Raw genomic sequence first — 14,385 nt, 5'->3', positions numbered from 1 at the left:
GGGGGTACCTTGTCACCGGCGGTTTGTCGTCACGAGTCCAGATTGTCGCGCCGCCACTGTGACGGGGTCACCCCGAACGCGGCTCGGAACCGCTTGGTGAAATGCGTCGGGTCGCTGAACCCATGAGCGCGGGCGATGGCCGGGACGGTCAGATATCGACGGGTGATCATGGCGTCGCGGGCACGGTCGAGGCGGCGTCGGATGATGTGATCCGTGAGCCGACCCTCGGCACTCGACCAGTCGGCATACAACTTCCGGGTCGACACGTTGTGGGCCGCGACGATCGTCTCTGCCGACAGGTCGGCGTCGGTCAGGTGCTCGTCGATGTAGGCCTTCACCCGAACGATCAGGTCATCGACCGGATCGCGTGCTTCGGTCTGCGCCGACGTGAGCAGCAGCGAGCGCACGATGTCGGTACTCGCGGAAGCCAACTCCGGGAGGACCCCCGGGTGGTGTTCGGCGATACGCCCGAGGTGGACGAGGTGATTGCGGACGAACATGGTGAGCGGGTTGGAGTCGTCCAGGTTTCTGATCCCGAGCCGGACGGTCTCGGCCGGAAGAATGAGCCACGACTGCGGGAGGTGAAGCGCGACAATCGTCCCCGGTTCGCGGGTTCGGAAGTCGAATGACGTCGACTGATCGACGACCGCCAGTTCGGTCCTGCGCCGGGAATCCTCCGTGGTCCCGAGCCGACTATGCCACGAGTCCCCACCCGGAACGGCGACGAAGAGTCGTGGCGCCACTGGTGCACCGCCGCGTTCACCGGCACCCGATGCCGACACCCCGTGATGTCGGACCGAGGTCAGCCACATCTCGTCGCCCATCGGCCATGATCGGACGACCGGAACGTGGAGCGCGTCGGACCCGTGCGCCGAGAGGGTGATCGCGTGTGCGCGCACGGATCAGTCGTCCGAGTCGGGGGTGAGCCGACGCCATGCGCGCGGCGTCATGCCGTACACCTCGCGGAACCGGCGGCTGACGAACGACGGGTTGACGAGTCCCCAGCGCCGTGCAACCTGTGCGACCGATTGGTGTCGGCTCGCCGACCGGGCGAGTTCGTCGCGGAAACCCTCGAGGCGGGACGCGAGGATCCACTGTTCGAGACTGATGTCGGCATCGGCGCAGAGCCGGAACAGCTTTCGTACGGAGATGTCGTGGGCATCGGCGATCATCCCCGCAAACAGTTCCGGATCGCCCAGGTGACGCCGCACATAGCCACGAATCCGGGAGAGCAGGACGTCATCCATTGCTGCAAGGCCGTAATCGAGTCGTAGGCGGATGCGAGCAGCGCCCGCGTCAACTCGATGGTGGCGCTTCCGACGGCATCTGCCGCGACGTCATCGGCGGACAGTCGATTTCCGTCGTCGGTCATCTCGTTGATGTGACTGCGCAGCAACGGATACAACGGACTCGCCGGCAGCCGACGCGACGCTCCGCGGATGACCTCGTTCGACAATCCCAGGTCTTGCAGCGGCACGTAGAGCGCCCTCGATGCCCCACGGCCACTCCATGCATAGCCGTACGACGTGTTCATGTCGTTGATCATCAGGTCGCCCTTCTGCACAACGCGTTGCTCGCCGTACATCTCGTGGCGCCCGGCGCTGCGCTCCTGCACGGCGACGGCGAGGACGTCGGCGGGACTGGACCGGACCTGTTCCGTGGAGCGCACGAGTCGCATTCCTCCCATCTGCGCCCGGAAGATGCTCGCGCGGCCATAGGAGAACACCTCGATGACTGCGTCGTCGGCGGTCGGCTCGTCGAGTGCGACGGTCGTGGGCCAGGACTGCTCGAGAAAGGCCGCGCGCGTGAATTCCTCACGGTCGGCCTCCGTCAGGTCGGCGGAACGATAGACGATCCCCATGTCCCTCCTCAGCGCCGTCGACTATCGCGACCACAGCGTCGTGAGCAGGAAGGACAACGTGAATCGGTCAGGATTCATGGCGGATCTCCCACCACGTGCGCGGGGTGAGCCCATATAGGTCGCGAAATGATGCTTCGAAGGTGGCGAGGTCGGCGAAACCGTGAGCGCGGGCAAAAGCGGCGTCGGGTTCGGTTCGGCGTCGGCGGAGATCCGCGTGAGCTCGATGGAGACGCTTCGCGGTGATCCATCGCGGCACGTCCACCCCCGCGACGGCCGCGAGGCGGGTGACCTCGCTCACCGGCGTGTCGAGGTGGCCGGCGACAGCGCCGATCGACAGATCGGGATCGGTCAGGTGGTCGGTGAGGAAGGTGTCGACACGTCGTACCCAGCGATCGATGTCGGCGTCGTCAGGAGCTGGATCGTGTGGCGCCAGCAGGCAGCGGATGAGGGCATTCGACGATGCGGCGAGTGATTCCGTCGCGAGACCGGGGACCTCGTCGTCCCGGTCGATGCACAAGTCGTCGATGTGGCGGCGGACGATTGCGTACAGCGGACTCGTGGTCAGGCGTCGCGCGGCCTCGCGGATCTGTGTGCCGGTGAGCCCGACGTCGGATGTCGGGATGTGCAGACATCGAGAGCAACCCCAGCCAGCCCAACCGAATTCGTAGGGAGCATCGAGCTCGACGACCATCATGTCGCCGGGACGAACGATCCGCTGATCACCGTCCTGCTCGAATCTCGCCACGCCGAACGTCTGCACCGCGATGCCGATGGTGCCCGTCGGACCGCGACGCACATCGCGCGCAGTCCGACTCAAGTGGTTGCTCGTCATCGATGCACAGAACAGATGGTTGTCACCCAGCCGCCACGTTTCCATGACTGCAGTCATGGGGGAGTCGACGAACGCCACCGTCGACGGCGCCGACTGCTCCCGGAACACCGTCCGTGCCATATCGACTCGATCGCGTGGCGCGTGGTCAAGGCTGTCGAAGACGACCGCCACCGTCAGCCCCGGTCGACGGTGCAGGCGTGCAGAACTGACCCGTCGTCTGATGCATCGTGTGACGAGAGTGCTTGTGCAGGAGAGTCTGTCGCTGTACGCACAGAGGGGGGGACGTGAACATGAGACCGCCTTTCTGGGTGTCGAAGCGGACACTGTAAGCGATTTGGCCGCGGCCGGTCTGGTTGTGGCCGCACCGATGTGTGCTGTCCGCGCACGAGGCGGAACCCCGGAGTTGGCTGTCTGTGCACGAAAATTGTCTCTCCGTGCCAGTCCACAGAACGCTCGCTCAGCCTGCTGTTCACTCGGCAACCATGGCCGTAGTATTCGACACCGCGTTGTTACCGTACGCCGATCGCATCGAGGCGACCGTGTCGGCGATGCAGGACCAGTCGGTTCCGTCCACCGTGATCCTCAACGAGACAGGCGCCGTCCGATGCCGAATGGATGTGTGGAGCTACGGAAGAGCGACGATCTTCCAGGCCGAGATGACCGGCTTCCGGCTGCGGCGCACCGAACGTCAGATCCGGAGCAGTCCGGGCGAACAACTCGGTATTGCGTTGCATCGCAACTGTATCGGCCGACAGGAGCAGCACGGTGTGCAGCGGGAGGTTCGGCCCGGTGCGTTGATGATCACCGACCACAATGCGCCCTACGACTACGAGCTGGCCGGCCCGGGCGTGCCGTTCTGTCTGAACGTGCCGGTGGAGGAACTCGGCCTACCGCGCGAGGTGGTCTGGGCGGCGTCGGAACGGTTGGCGAAGAGTCCGTTGCACAACATGGTGGTCGACCACATCACCGAGCTGACCTGCAAGGCCGACGAGTTGGCGGCGTCGGAGGTCGCCGCACAGCTTGGTGAGACCAGTATCGATCTGGTCCGGGCCCTCATCGCATCCGCCTACGACGCCGAGTATGCGCGGGGGACGATGGTCGGAGTGTTGCTTCCCAGGATCCGCGGATACATTCGCCTGCACCTCAACGATCCGGACCTGTCGCCGACATCGATCGCGCGAGCACACGGCATCACCGTCGGAAAACTGTTCCAGCTTTTCGCTGATGCCGGCATGAGTCCCGAGCAGTGGATCATCACGAGTCGACTCGAGGGCGCGCATGACGACCTCGCTCGGGCCGAGACCGCTCATCAACCGGTCGCGGCCATCGCCCGGCGCTGGGGCATCACGAACCCGTCGTACTTCAGTAGACGATTCCGCGAGATGTATGGAATCAGTCCGCGGGCGTGGCGGGTACTCGCGGCGTCGCGCACGGGGGAGCGGGCAGGAAACGGCTTACTGTGACCGAATGCGAAAGCCGGACGAAGAATGGTGTTGCCATTCGGACAGTGCGGCCTCGGCGAGCAGCACCACTACAAACCACTCGTCCGCATCTCCGGTCAGCCGACACTGCGGGTCCGTGTCGGTGCAACGCTCAGACGTGCAGTGATTCGACAGATCAGGTCTGGGCCCCGACGGGTCGGCCATTGTTTTGCGACGATGATTCGATGGTGCAGATCACGTTGGACTACGACAACCAGGTATCACCGGGGTGGCGACGATTCTCGCGAGGCCACGAGCGGGCGCGGGAACTATCCAGTCAGGCCGAATCGTGAGACGCCCCGCGACGTCCTCATCGTTGTGGTCGACGCTGCGCGTTCGCACCACGGTCCGAAACGGCATGCCGACGACCGAATTGCGCACCGACCTGCCACCCCAAGCGGTGTGGGCAACCCTCACCGATGTGAACGCCTGGCCGGAATGGGGGCCAACAGTTTTCGGGGCAAGGGTGGACGGCGACGTCGAGCTGACGTTAGGGACACGCGGAACGATCACGACTGTCGCGGGCGTTTCCGTGCCGTTCGAGATCTGCGAGTTCGTCGATGGACGGTTGTGGGCCTGGAGGGTGGCAGGGGTGAACGCGACGCGACACGAGGTGATCCCGGTGGCGGGTGGCTGCATTCTCAGTTTTGGTGCGCCGGTCTGGGCGGTGGCGTATCTGCCGATACTCGCCATCGCGTTGCCGCGGATCGAACGGATCGCCGCTGGTCTTTGAAACTGACCTCGGAAGACGGCGTGGGCGTGGCGTCGGTGTTGTGATGTCGGCGGCCTGAGGAGCAGTCCGTCGCACGTGCCGTGCCACTCCACGTTCGAGTCGTCGAGTAAACGGGCTCCCGCGACTGTGGACACCCCGGCCGGAGCTAGCGCGAGCGGGATCGCCAGTGGGGGGTCACTGTCATCATGGCGAGCAGGCCGCGGGTCCGGGTGTACGCCCGGACCCGCGACCGTGCTGCCGACGAGCTGGCCGGCCCGTAACTGAATGAGGCCGATGGTGGTTCGAGGGATCGCCCGTTGCCGGTGGCTTTGAACCGAGCGCCACCGATCTCGCCGAGTTCGGGGATGAGCTGCTGGGGGTTGGGCAGCCGCGAGCCGTCGCGCTCCTGGGTGGTGATGGTGGCGTGCATGCACGACGGAGCGGACAGAATGCCGGGAGGGAGGACGGAGAGAATGTGTCAGGGTCACGTTCCCCGCTGCCCGTTCGTCCTAGTTTCGGGGTGAACCAAGGAGGTCCCATGCACGATGACCGATACCCTCTGTACAGTTCACCCCGCAGTGGTCAACGGCGGTATTGGGATGGTCAATACTGTTGAGGGTGAACCGTTTTCGGTCATCGGGTTCACAATCGCCGACGACCGCATCACCGCGATCGACATCCTCTCGGACCAAGCTCGTCTGGCCCGCCTCGATCTGACGGCAGTCCTGGGGTGATCTGACTGAGAACTGAGCTGCGATGTCCTGCCTGTCCTCCGACAGTTCGGAGGAGTGGCCACGGGCGTGGATGCGACTCGGTTGCAACGCTACTGGTTACCCTGCATATTCGACTGCTGTATCGTCTTCGACGACGTGTGTATCACCGGTGATACGCTGTTGGCATGCCCGACCTGGTGAGTGTCAGAGACCTTCGTAACAACGGTGGCGAGGTGCTGCGCAGGGTCGCGCGTGGCGAGCGTGTCGTCGTCACGCGCGACGGCGAGCCAGTGGCCGAACTCAGGTCTCTGCCCAGAAAGAGTGTGAGCGCGGCCGAGCTGATTCGGCGACGCGCCCATCTTCCGCAGATCGACCCGGACGCCCTGCGGTCTGACATCGATAGCGTGTTGGATTCGTCCCTATGACGGGGCCGGTCGATACAACGCGGGGGATGCTTGACACCTCAACGGTGATTTTGCTAGGCAGACTGGCGGATTCCGACGAGCTGCCCCAGGAGTCGGTGATAAGTGCGATTACCCTTGCGGAGCTTTCGGTTGGCCCGCACGTCGCGCGAACCCACCGCGAGCGAAGTGCTCGGCAACAGCACGTACAGCAGGCGGAAGCGGATTTCGAGGTGCTGGCATTCACTGCCGAGAGCGCGCGAGCTTTCGGCGGCGTCGCGGCGGCACTACGCTCATCGGAGCGAAAGCCCAGTGCGCGGGCATATGACGCATTAATCGCGGCCTGCGCCATCGCGAACGGCATTCCGCTGTACACCTGCAACCCAGGTGATTTTCTTGGCATACCCCAACTAGAGCTACGTTCGGTGACGCATCCAGATGCTGGAGCCTGAGGGCCGCGTTTCCTTCATTTCTGATGCGCCAGGTCATTGGCACCTGTGACGCGGCACTTGACCGCCGGGTGTCGCGGGTGTTCCGTCAGCGCAGTCTCATCGGGGTGTCACTGAGTCCCCGGTAGGGTGACCAACCTCCCGAGTATGACAGACGACTCGAGACAGGATGACTGGTGCAACTTGTTCGGTGTTCAGTGACGCTCCGAGTTTCAGGACTGAACTCGGGCCACCGACGTGGACGTCGAATTCTTCGCCTCGATGGCCGTTCCGACCCACCGATGCAGGAATGCGCGTAGCTCGTTTGGGGGACGAGGAGGGTCGCCCGGGTCGACGAGGAGTGATTGGACGAATCGGAGCATGACTTCGACGAGCTCATTCATGTCGGCGTCCGTCCATCCATGTTCGGCCCAGTCGATCGGAAGGTGGTCGACGATCACGCGTCCTATGGCGATGGACCGCGTAGCGGTGACCTCGGCGGTGAGTTCTGTGTTGTCCGGTTGAACGAACAGCAGGGCGAATCGGCGATTATCTTGGAGGCGCTCGAAGGTTAGGGCGACTGCCTCGACAATCGCGTGGGAAGGTTCGGTGAGACCTTCAAGTGACCGCGCCAAGTCGTCGAGGAACTCGTTGGTGGCGTGTTGAGCCGTCGCGACGAGCAGCGCTTGACTGTTGGGAAAGTACCGGTAGACGGTCTGGCGAGCGATACCCAGCTTCTGTGCGACCTGACGGATGTTCACATCGGTTGCACCCGACTCCATCAGTTCTCCGGCGGCGGCGATGATGCGTTTCGCAGCCTCGTCGTCGTCGGCCGGGGGAATCAGGCCGGCCCATCCATGTGTACGCACCTGCCCATTGTGTCGTGCTCGTCGATCCTAGTGGCGTATTGGATCGGGGGATCGACGCGAACGACTAGACATAGAACGTGTTTCATGTATGGTCATCGGTAAGGGCACTGGTGACGAGAGGACCTGGCATGACGACGTTCGAGAACCCCACACCGAGCACGGGACCGACCGCCAGTCCGTTCGGAGCTGAGCTCACTCGACGAGCATTGGACCTGGCAGTCGCCAACACCACGGACATGGCCGAGTCGACACTGCGGGTGCCCCTGTCGTATTACCGCGATGACAAGATCGCCGAGTACGAACGGAACCAACTGTTGAGGGAGACGCCGCTTCCTCTGCTGGCATCGGCTCAGATCCCGAAGAATCATGACTATGTCGTGCGCACGGTGCTCGACGATTCGTTGCTGATCACCCGTGACCGTGACGGGCAGGCTCACGTCTTCTTGAACTACTGCCGCCACCGTGGCGCGATGCCGGCTTGCGGGGCAGGGAACAGCCGACGATTCACATGCCCGTACCATGCATGGGTTTACGACAACAATGGACAGCTTCGCGGGATTCCGGGCAAGGCAGGGTTCGACGACGTCAATCGGGCCGAATACGGTCTGGTCGAGCTGCCCAGCGAGGAGCGTCACGGATTCATCTGGGGTGTCCTCAACGCCGATGCGCCAATGGATCTGGACACGCACCTGGGTGAGTGCGGTGCCGAACTCGCACGGTGGAACTACCAGGACTACCAGTACCACGACGAGCGATCCCTGAACTCCGCCGTCAGCTGGAAGGGTGTGCTCGAAGCCTTCGCCGAGGGTTACCACTTTCCATTTGTCCACGGCAACAGCGTCATCGGACAGAACACCATCGCGAACACCCACGTCTACGACGAGTTCGGCCCGCACCACCGTATCGGCTTCCCGTTCAACTGGGTTCGGGATCTCGAGGGTATGGAGCAAGACGACTCGTGGGATGACCCGACTGCGCAGATGGGCATCATCTATTGGGTTTATCCCAACCTCATCCTGGCCAACAGTCCTGTAGGAGTCGAGGTCATCGACATTCTGCCGGGTGATTCGGCCACGAGTTGCGTTGTGCGGCACAGTTGGATGGCGAAGTACCCTGCGGAGAGTCCTGAGCAGGTGGAGATGTATGCCGGCATATTCGCACAGGTTCATGCCGCTGTTCGGGACGAAGACTTCGCGATGCTCCCTCAGTGCGGTGAAGGAGTGCGCCGCGGGCAGCATGACCACATGGCCATCGGGCGCAACGAAATCGGCGTGCAGCACATGATCCGGGTGATGGCGGAGAAGATCGGGATCTCTCTCACATGACCGCTGATGTCGCGTCGGCATCGGGGGAGGGATGAGCGCAGTCGACTGGGGTCGCCTGGAAGGTGATCTCACCGAGGAGATCGTCTCTGCGGTTCGGGAAGTCACGACGCGGTCTGCGGGGTCAGCGGTGTACGGCGCTGCGCTGACCGATGTTCATGCGCGGGACATGCTGTTCCTGTGGCCAGCCATCCGGGTGGCCACTGGCGTACCGGATTGTGCTGTGGCTGATCGGGGATGGGACGTCGATAGTTGGCCGGTGCAGGTCGACTGGTCAGGCAGGGGTGACAAGTGGGCTGAGACGCTGACAGCTTCCGTTGGTCTTGGTGACTACGTCTGGGATTGGGTCACCGCCCGGTTCCGCGAGAGTCTGGTGAGCGCATCCCGCCGCGCGACTCGAGTGCTGATCAGATCCGGTGCCGTCAACGAAGCGTTCGCGGTCGTAGTCCACGATCCGGACGATCCCGTTGCTGCGATGAAGAATTCACTCACCGTCGAGCAGCTTGCAACGCTGTTCCCAGAGCTGTACCAGCTCGCGGAGATCGAGGACCAACTCTCTCGACTCTCGGAGCCTGAACAAGTCGAACAACTGGTCGAGATACTCGTACACGCCGATTCCCGCGAACAACATCACCTGGCGCACCGTCTGTTGGTTGCCGCCGGATCGACGGCTGTTTCACGCGTTGTCGCCGCGCTGGGCCTGCTTCCTTCGGAGGCGGCCGCGTCGGGTGGTATCGATCGCGTTCTTGACGTCCTGCTCGCGATCGGCGAGGTTGACGATCAGGCCGCCGAGCGAATCGTTGCGTTTGCAGAGGTTCCGACGACAACGGCAGAGGTTCGAGCGCGTACCGTGTCCGTGCTGAGTGCCGGCGGCCAGACCTGTAGAGCAATGAATCTCCTCGCGGATCTGCCGGACAATCTGGCCGGCAGGGCGGTGAGTGCTCCGTACGTCGATGGCGAGCGAAGGTGTCAGCTCGACTACGCACCGATTCGTGAAGTTCTCGCTATGCGCCCGGAGCTGGACGAAGTGATGGCTGCAGAACTCACGTCCGATCGGATCCAGGACATAGGGCACGAAGACCTACGAACAGCTGCGGACGCGCTGGACTCACCGTCGCGCTTCATCAGGCGGCACGCGTCGATCGTGCTGCTGTCGTCTCACCTGTAGGACCGTCGGTGTCGGCTGACATCGCAGTTGGGAAAAATGACGCCCACCGGGGAGTCGGTGACCTGCATCAATGATTTGGAGGAGTGGGTGGGCTGATGCATCTGATGCAATATGCAGAGCCTTACTTGACATAACGTAGATTATCGGCGAAAGGTGTTGCTGCGCTCTATGATTCGTCACCAGTGACGAAATGCTACGCAACGTGACGACATTCTAGATGCGGGCTGGCGCGCTGAGAGTGGTTGCTGGGCAAGCCTGACGCTCACTGCGCACCGCTCATGGTCACGAACCGAGGAGGTCGCGGTGGTGCTGACGGTGCAGAGCTGCACGAATTGTGCGGCCTGGTCCGAGCTCTTTGGCGATCGACATTTCGCCGACCATCAGCAGTGTCAGCCAACCGAGAACGGCTACTGTCCAACCTGCACCCACGAAGACACCTGGCGGCCACGAACTGGCGATAATCCGCCAGACCGCGCAGAAGGCGGCGACGAGCACGCCGACAGGCAGAAAGGCCACGCCGACGAATCCGATGACCCACTTGAACCGGGCGGGCGACGGAGTAGGTCCGAGTTCAGGGTGCGGCTGCCAGCGCACCGCCCGAACGGGCTGTGTCGCTGCGTCGATGACCGCTGCCGCGCCGAATCTCGACCAGTAGACGAGACCGCCCAGGAGCAGGATCTGCCAGACGAATCCGGCCGTTACCGCTTGATTCAACGCGGCCGCCTGACACGCAAGACGGGTGCGACGTACATCGCCGGGTTCCCGACCCGCAACGGCGGGCCGGCGAGCTCGTAGCCGTGGGCATTGATCGCGGCGAGTGCGGCCTTTTTCCGTCCGCGTCCCTCCGTCGGAACATCAAACTGATCGAGCACGCGCCTGTCCTGGTCGTTGCGTCCGTTCGCGGTGACGGTGATGACGGGCCCGCCGGCTACATGGAACATTGCCATCGGATAGCCAGCCTCCATGGCATTGGCGCCCGACTCGCCGCCAGGGGTGAAGAGGTTGATGATGGTGTTGGTCAATCCGGTGAACATCAGGTTCCTCCTGCGTCGCTTGTTGCCTGCTGTGCGGCGTTGTCCCAGGTCGTCGACTCGCAGTTACCTTTTCATGAAGGTCCGACAGTCTCGCTGAATCAGTCGGGCAGTAGGCGCGAGGCGGCAATGCCGAAGTGGTCGGCTATCCGGTAGAGCGTTCCGATGGTGATGTTCTCGCGCCCGGCTTCGATCGCCGACAGGTGGGTTCGGTGCACGCCAACAGCTTTGGCTACTTCGGCCTGCGTCTGACCGCGGCTGGTTCGCGCGTCGCGCACACGCTGGCCCAGCTCCTGAAGTCTCTCCACCGTGTTGACTATATCCCACACGCATGTAGACTAAAACCATCACCGCTGATGTTTGGTGGTGAACCTTCGCTGCCGACTCGGGCAGAAACAAGAGTGGTCCGCGGGTGCTGGAACACCCACGGACCCGACGCACACCACGGAAAGGGCCGTGACATGCACCAATGCTCCACTCTAATCGAACAAGCCTCCGGCTATCTCGCCGCCGACCACACCATCCGCCGCATCACCCCGACCGCCCGGGCGAACGCCGCAGCGGCGATCCTTGCGCACTACCCGCCGACCTCGGCGTTCGATGACGGATTCCGGCAGCGACTCTTCGAGTTCGCTCCCCCCATGGCATCTGCCGATCATCGAAAGGGGCAGTAGGCCAATGGAGTTCACTGCTCTCGGAACCCTGGCCGACGTGGCACCCCTCAAGCCGGAAGCCCCTGAGGCCTTCATGCAGGTGGCGTCCAATCTCGGATGGGGGGCCTCGATCCTCGGGGTGGTCATCCTGTTGGGGGCGGGCCTGCGAGCCGCCATTGCGAAGAACTCAGGCGAAGTCACCGACACCGTCGCTCCACTTGCGATCGGCGGTGTCATCCTATCCTCCGTCGGCCTGGTTCTGACTCTGGTCGGCCCCGATTCGGATCAGGACAGGCAGCCAACCTCCCCCGACGCGTCCCCCGTGCCGACGCCGCCGGCCCCGGCCGAGCCGACACCGTCGGCACCCGAGGCGCCCACCGACTACACGACGCTGTGGATCATCTGCGGAGCCGTCGCGGCCAGCCTCATCGTCATCGCTGTCGCGGTTCTCGCCTACCACAAAGTGAGCCAAGCACGTTCCCACCGAGCCGTTCTGGTGAAGAGCACACGCGCTCAGTGGGTCAAGGCGGCCGACGTCCTCGGCACCATCGACGCCGACTACGCCGCCTATCACGCCGACCTCGCAGACCGGCTCTTCACCCGCCCACTCCTCGACGACACCAACGACCCCCACACCGCGGCGTTCCTCGACGCCTACACCGCCGCCCGCGCCGCCGCCTACGACTCCCGGCCCCTGGACAGAGACCTCGCCGAGCGAGCCGTCACCAACGCCCTGGCAGCCCGCGACGCATGGAACACCGCCTCACGCCACGCCCGCGACACCGGCCTGAACATCCAGCCCGCCAAGCGTGGAAAGCTCACCCGAGCACGCAAAATGCTCGACCAGGCACTGGACCCGACCATCACCGACGCCTACCGCGACAACCTGCTCGACCGCATCACCACACTCATCGCCGAGGCCGGCGCACGCCGCATCCCACCGGTCCGGGCGCTCGTCGCCGAGTCCGTGCAACGCCAACTCGACACCCAGGCCAAGCGCCCGCAACTGCAACGATGACCCAGCTGACGGGCGATTCGGGCGCGCGATGCACGCCACGGCGTCGGTGCGGCATGTTATGCACACACAAAGACAACACCCGAATCGCTCTCGAAGAAGGGCCCTTCGACCTACAAGGAGAAACATGAACTGGGTGATCTGGTCCCTCAACGTGGCCGTCATAGTCCTCGCGATCGCCGTCATCGCCTTATGGAGATTCCCCATCGGCAACTTCGGTTGGTTCCAACGCCTACTCCGCGCCCGGAAGCGAGCCCTCGCCGAAGGCCACACAGAAGACTGGCATGACGACGCCTGGTACGACGCACTCGCCGCACACGGTATGCGCATCAACGATCCAGACGCCCCGCTCGCACCCGCCGGCCACGAGGCAGAGTTCACCAGGCGCCACCCTGGGCCGACACCGCCGCCGCGGCAGCCCGCAAGCATGGTCAACCCCATCCTCGCGCTCATCGCTGTAGCCATCGTGGCCACGGTCAGCACGCTGGCGCTCAACTAGACCATCAGGAGACCACCATGTGGACTTATCAGTGACCAGCAACAGGTTTGCTCTCAAAGGCCACGCGAACTGTCACCCACCCCGCGAGGAGAGATCCCCTCATGAACTTGCCTTCGGCCCACAGCGTCCTGACACCCCGTGAGTTCGCGGCTCTCCTGCGCGTTGACGCCCGAGCCCGTCGACGACGAGTCCGTCTCACTCATAACCTCGACTACGAGACGTTCTACGCCGGGCTCGCCAGCTCGATCGACGACCAGCCCGACAACGTCGAGTTGGCCCGTAAAGTGCTCACGCTCTGGAACAAGGACCAGAACTGGTTGCGAGCACGTCGCACACGAACCTTCGCGATCGCCTCGACCGGCGACATCTGACCACCGATCACCACCACCGATCACGAAGGACGTTCTTCTGAGTTGCCACACCCAAACCGAAGATCGTTCCTCACAGGATAGGAGGGGAGGGCGGCGAGCTCCCCCGAATGTGCAGCCCCCTCCCCTCCGTCCTGGTTACGCGCGACGGCGACCAGCCGGTGTGGGTCTTCACTGAGGGTCGTGGAGGGTTAGTGCCCGATCTGGTGAAGTAGTTGCGAGATCGGCACTTTCAGCGCTTCGGCGATGCGCGCCAGGGTGATGATGGTTGCTCGCCGCGATCCGTCTTCCACGCCGCGCAGCATGTTGCGCTCGACGCCGGCCTCGAGACCCAGGGCCCGCTGACTGAGGCCCAGTTCCTCGCGGCGAGTCGTGATCGCTTCTCCGAGAGCGCGTAGCAATGCAGGTTCGTCGATGTCGACGGCCATGACGGCTCCTCCTCCCCTGTCGCCCGCCAGGTCGGCGGGCGCACTCGGCGTGGCTGAGCCTACCGGCGAGGTCGCCACGGGCGGCAGCATGACGGCGGTGCGCCCGGTCGGCGCGGGACAGCTGCTCACTGCGCGGGTTTCACGATCGTCAGAGTCAGCTGGTCGTCGTCGATGTGCTCGTCGAACTCCTCAACTGCAAGCCAGTGATCACAGACGAACTGGTCGCGCTCGGCATCGTCCATCGTGTCCCAGTCCTGCGGGAGTGGGCCGACGTAGCGCTGCACCCTGCGCACCAGATACGACCGCTCGACAACCTCGGTGCGCGCCAGCTCGGGCATGGCCTGCTCCACGAGCGCGACCAGCGCAGCAGCCGCCTCGTGTTCAGCATCGCCGCCCGATGCGCTGTCGGCGGCTCGATGCCACCGCTCGATGCAGGCCGCGATAGCGCGTGAGTGCGCACTCATCGCCGTTGCGGCAGAGGCGTTTCCGGTAGTGACGACCATGACTCTCTCCTTCTAAGGACCCTGACTAGTGGTTGCCTATAGGCTACCGCTAATGGTAGTCTATAGGCAACCACTTAGGGAGTGTTGAGGAAAGGGCCAGG

General features: G+C 63.8%; 22 protein-coding genes. 11 read left to right on the top strand and 11 right to left on the bottom strand.

Going from position 1 to position 14,385, the window contains the following annotated elements:
* Positions 1 to 29: 29 nt before the first annotated feature.
* The 4 genes from AS181_RS21185 to AS181_RS21175 form a co-directional block, all read right to left on the bottom strand.
* Positions 30 to 899 (bottom strand): helix-turn-helix transcriptional regulator, encoded by an 870-nt coding sequence (locus AS181_RS21185; protein ID WP_058253472.1) that lies wholly within the window; start codon positions 897 to 899, stop codon positions 30 to 32.
* 3 nt (positions 900 to 902) lie between these two features.
* The gene (locus AS181_RS25485) at positions 903 to 1,172 is read right to left on the bottom strand and encodes a helix-turn-helix domain-containing protein (RefSeq protein ID WP_231742619.1); all 270 of its coding nucleotides are present in this window, start codon (positions 1,170 to 1,172) and stop codon (positions 903 to 905) included.
* Positions 1,169 to 1,861 (bottom strand): hypothetical protein, encoded by a 693-nt coding sequence (locus tag AS181_RS21180; RefSeq protein WP_231742617.1) that lies wholly within the window; start codon positions 1,859 to 1,861, stop codon positions 1,169 to 1,171. The genes AS181_RS25485 and AS181_RS21180 overlap by 4 nt, the downstream gene beginning before the upstream one ends.
* Positions 1,862 to 1,928: 67 nt before the next feature.
* A complete protein-coding gene (locus tag AS181_RS21175; protein ID WP_058253471.1) occupies positions 1,929 to 2,813 on the bottom strand; it encodes a helix-turn-helix domain-containing protein in 885 nt (294 codons plus the stop codon).
* A 362-nt stretch (positions 2,814 to 3,175) separates the two neighbouring features.
* Between AS181_RS21175 and AS181_RS21170 the strand changes: the two genes are divergently transcribed.
* Both AS181_RS21170 and AS181_RS21165 read left to right on the top strand, forming a co-directional pair.
* Positions 3,176 to 4,156: a helix-turn-helix domain-containing protein gene (locus AS181_RS21170; protein WP_058253470.1), complete on the top strand. Its 981-nt coding sequence runs from the start codon at positions 3,176 to 3,178 to the stop codon at positions 4,154 to 4,156.
* Positions 4,157 to 4,532: 376 nt separating this feature from the next.
* Positions 4,533 to 4,907 (top strand): SRPBCC family protein, encoded by a 375-nt coding sequence (locus AS181_RS21165; protein ID WP_058253469.1) that lies wholly within the window; start codon positions 4,533 to 4,535, stop codon positions 4,905 to 4,907.
* A gap of 145 nt (positions 4,908 to 5,052) precedes the next feature.
* On the opposite strand, the gene AS181_RS21160 is transcribed toward AS181_RS21165, so the two are convergent.
* The gene (locus tag AS181_RS21160; RefSeq protein ID WP_058253468.1) at positions 5,053 to 5,316 is read right to left on the bottom strand and encodes a hypothetical protein; all 264 of its coding nucleotides are present in this window, start codon (positions 5,314 to 5,316) and stop codon (positions 5,053 to 5,055) included.
* A 115-nt stretch (positions 5,317 to 5,431) separates the two neighbouring features.
* Here AS181_RS21160 and AS181_RS24720 point away from each other — a divergent pair, with 115 nt between their 5' ends.
* From AS181_RS24720 to AS181_RS24715, 3 genes are all read left to right on the top strand, one after another.
* Positions 5,432 to 5,620 (top strand): hypothetical protein, encoded by a 189-nt coding sequence (locus AS181_RS24720; RefSeq protein WP_175404374.1) that lies wholly within the window; start codon positions 5,432 to 5,434, stop codon positions 5,618 to 5,620.
* A gap of 164 nt (positions 5,621 to 5,784) precedes the next feature.
* Positions 5,785 to 6,024, top strand: a complete 240-nt coding sequence (locus AS181_RS21155; protein ID WP_058253467.1) for a type II toxin-antitoxin system Phd/YefM family antitoxin — start codon at positions 5,785 to 5,787, stop codon at positions 6,022 to 6,024.
* 26 nt (positions 6,025 to 6,050) lie between these two features.
* Positions 6,051 to 6,452 carry a type II toxin-antitoxin system VapC family toxin gene (locus tag AS181_RS24715; RefSeq protein WP_231742614.1) on the top strand — a complete coding sequence of 134 codons (402 nt, stop codon included), beginning with the start codon at positions 6,051 to 6,053 and terminating at the stop codon, positions 6,450 to 6,452.
* Between the two features lie 209 nt (positions 6,453 to 6,661).
* Here the strand turns inward: AS181_RS24715 and AS181_RS21150 are convergent, their stop codons facing one another.
* Complete coding sequence (locus AS181_RS21150) at positions 6,662 to 7,297, bottom strand: TetR/AcrR family transcriptional regulator (RefSeq protein WP_058253466.1); 636 nt, start codon at positions 7,295 to 7,297, stop codon at positions 6,662 to 6,664.
* Between the two features lie 128 nt (positions 7,298 to 7,425).
* On the opposite strand from AS181_RS21150, the gene AS181_RS21145 reads away from it, so the two are divergent.
* The gene (locus tag AS181_RS21145) at positions 7,426 to 8,622 is read left to right on the top strand and encodes an aromatic ring-hydroxylating oxygenase subunit alpha (protein WP_082653003.1); all 1,197 of its coding nucleotides are present in this window, start codon (positions 7,426 to 7,428) and stop codon (positions 8,620 to 8,622) included.
* A 31-nt stretch (positions 8,623 to 8,653) separates the two neighbouring features.
* A complete protein-coding gene (locus AS181_RS21140; protein ID WP_058253465.1) occupies positions 8,654 to 9,787 on the top strand; it encodes a hypothetical protein in 1,134 nt (377 codons plus the stop codon).
* 282 nt (positions 9,788 to 10,069) lie between these two features.
* Here the strand turns inward: AS181_RS21140 and AS181_RS21135 are convergent, their stop codons facing one another.
* The 3 genes from AS181_RS21135 to AS181_RS21125 all read right to left on the bottom strand — a co-directional run bounded on the left by AS181_RS21135 (position 10,070) and on the right by AS181_RS21125 (position 11,096).
* Positions 10,070 to 10,501 (bottom strand): hypothetical protein, encoded by a 432-nt coding sequence (locus tag AS181_RS21135; RefSeq protein ID WP_058253464.1) that lies wholly within the window; start codon positions 10,499 to 10,501, stop codon positions 10,070 to 10,072.
* Positions 10,498 to 10,821: a hypothetical protein gene (locus AS181_RS21130; protein ID WP_058253463.1), complete on the bottom strand. Its 324-nt coding sequence runs from the start codon at positions 10,819 to 10,821 to the stop codon at positions 10,498 to 10,500. Before AS181_RS21130 ends, AS181_RS21135 begins: the two co-directional genes overlap by 4 nt.
* Before the next feature lie 98 nt (positions 10,822 to 10,919).
* On the bottom strand, positions 10,920 to 11,096 hold the full coding sequence (locus tag AS181_RS21125) for a helix-turn-helix transcriptional regulator (protein WP_231742634.1): 177 nt from the start codon (positions 11,094 to 11,096) through the stop codon (positions 10,920 to 10,922).
* Between AS181_RS21125 and AS181_RS25480 the strand changes: the two genes are divergently transcribed.
* From AS181_RS25480 to AS181_RS21105, 4 genes are all read left to right on the top strand, one after another.
* Entirely contained in the window at positions 11,031 to 11,492 is a 462-nt protein-coding gene (locus tag AS181_RS25480) for a hypothetical protein (protein WP_231742637.1), read from the top strand. The genes AS181_RS21125 and AS181_RS25480 overlap by 66 nt on opposite strands.
* Before the next feature lie 4 nt (positions 11,493 to 11,496).
* A complete protein-coding gene (locus tag AS181_RS21115) occupies positions 11,497 to 12,489 on the top strand; it encodes a hypothetical protein (protein ID WP_058253461.1) in 993 nt (330 codons plus the stop codon).
* A gap of 124 nt (positions 12,490 to 12,613) precedes the next feature.
* The gene (locus tag AS181_RS21110; protein ID WP_058253460.1) at positions 12,614 to 12,985 is read left to right on the top strand and encodes a hypothetical protein; all 372 of its coding nucleotides are present in this window, start codon (positions 12,614 to 12,616) and stop codon (positions 12,983 to 12,985) included.
* Positions 12,986 to 13,086: 101 nt separating this feature from the next.
* Positions 13,087 to 13,356, top strand: coding sequence for a hypothetical protein (locus AS181_RS21105; protein WP_058253459.1), 270 nt, complete (start codon positions 13,087 to 13,089; stop codon positions 13,354 to 13,356).
* Positions 13,357 to 13,544: 188 nt separating this feature from the next.
* On the opposite strand, the gene AS181_RS21100 is transcribed toward AS181_RS21105, so the two are convergent.
* Together AS181_RS21100 and AS181_RS21095 are read right to left on the bottom strand one after the other, a co-directional pair.
* Entirely contained in the window at positions 13,545 to 13,781 is a 237-nt protein-coding gene (locus tag AS181_RS21100) for a helix-turn-helix domain-containing protein (protein ID WP_058253458.1), read from the bottom strand.
* 125 nt (positions 13,782 to 13,906) lie between these two features.
* Complete coding sequence (locus AS181_RS21095) at positions 13,907 to 14,284, bottom strand: hypothetical protein (RefSeq protein ID WP_139114247.1); 378 nt, start codon at positions 14,282 to 14,284, stop codon at positions 13,907 to 13,909.
* Positions 14,285 to 14,385: the final 101 nt, after the last annotated feature.

The organism is Gordonia sp. SGD-V-85 (genome assembly GCF_001456905.1).
Classification (GTDB): Bacteria; Actinomycetota; Actinomycetes; order Mycobacteriales; family Mycobacteriaceae; genus Gordonia; species Gordonia hongkongensis.
The sequence above is the reverse complement of the archived record's forward strand: the minus strand, read 5'-3'. Positions and strand labels throughout refer to the sequence as shown.